This window comes from Candidatus Aquicultor sp. (assembly GCF_054640775.1).
Genome location: NZ_JBTSLF010000106.1, coordinates 8,141 through 9,551, shown reverse-complemented (window position 1 = coordinate 9,551; position 1,411 = coordinate 8,141). Strand labels below are relative to the sequence as shown.

Annotated in this window: 2 protein-coding genes; both read right to left on the bottom strand. The window is 43.7% G+C overall.

Annotated elements, in window-relative coordinates:
- Positions 1-37: 37 nt before the first annotated feature.
- A complete protein-coding gene (locus ACYC56_RS09475; protein WP_461373934.1) occupies positions 38-1,069 on the bottom strand; it encodes a sensor histidine kinase in 1,032 nt (343 codons plus the stop codon).
- On the bottom strand, positions 1,008-1,411 hold a 404-nt coding region (locus ACYC56_RS09470), incomplete at its 5' end, for a winged helix-turn-helix domain-containing protein (RefSeq protein ID WP_461373933.1). The genes ACYC56_RS09470 and ACYC56_RS09475, both read right to left, overlap by 62 nt.

The window sequence follows — 1,411 nt, the reverse complement described above, 5'->3', positions numbered from 1 at the left end:
CCAACTGCTTTCATGATACCTAAGGAAGATGAAGTTACTATGAAGATGGGAAAAGAGGTAGGGAAATGGAGATTGTTGTCCCTTGGTCAGGCAAGCTTTGCAGCGAAATGTTGCCGCGGTGTTCTTGAATAATCCACTTGACGATTGAAAGCCCTAAACCGCTGCCTCCCTGTTTGCGGGATCGAGACTTATCAGCCCTGTAGAAACGCTCAAACACATGTGGTAAATCTTCTGGGGAAATGCCGATGCCGTTGTCTTCGATTACTATAGCAGCTTGATTGGCGACTTTCCTGGCATTAATTTTGACTTCTCCCAGGTTATTAGAATAGTCGATTGCGTTTTTTAGAATATTGAAGAACACTTGTTTTAACTTATGATGGTCACCCAAAACATATAGCGGCCGTTCAATATCCGTTCGAATTATTACATTCTTGTTTCCTGCATATACCTGCATTTTTTCGACGGTTTGCACTATTAACTCCGATAGATCGGTCTTGGAAAATTGCAATCGTTCCTGGCTGCTATCGATACGAGAAAGGATGAGTAAATCCTCGACAATACGATTCATCCTCTCCACTTCTTCTAAATTGCTTGCTAAAGCCTGGGGGCATTCACTCGCTTGCACCTTATCTTTCAAGGTAACTTCCAAGTTGGTTTTCATAATTGCCAAAGGGGTACGAAGTTCATGTGAAGCATCAGCAACAAAACGCTTCTGCGAGTTAAGCGTCTCTTGAATCGGTTTCAAGGTTTTTCCGGCAAGCCAAAAGCCAAGCCCGCCGACAAATAAAATAATGCAGCCATCGATGAGAAGAATCTCGTCTTGTAGTTTACTTACCGTGTTAGAAATGAAGGCTTCCTGGCTCTTCTCGTTGGCAAAGTTACCGTCAATCTCATCCTGGATGTTCTGCGTAAAGCCGTAATAGAGCGCGATACTAAAAGCGGCCAGCACTACAGCGATTACGACAACATAAAAGAAGGTCAAGCGTAAGCGCGCCTTAAGAAACAGGTTATTTCTTAAATCGGTACCCCACACCCCTGATGGTCTCCAGTAGTTTCCTGTGTTTCCCATGATCGATCTTCTTCCTCAAGTTCTTGATATGCACGTCAACTACATTACTAAATGAATCAAAATTAAAATCCCAAAGATGGCTCAATACCTGCTCCCTGGTAAGAACCTGTCCCGCATTTCTCATGAAGTATTCAAGCAGGGCAAATTCTTTAGTGGTGAGCAGGATCTCCTTATCGGCCCTGTAGACTTTCTGTGTTACGGGATTAAGGATCACATCGTTTACCCTGAGTTCCGGCGGTAGCAAAACGCTCGGCCTTCTTAATAATGCCCTGATCCTTGCCAATAACTCCTCAAGATCGAATGGTTTGATCAGATAATCATCGGCACCACTATCTAAACCAA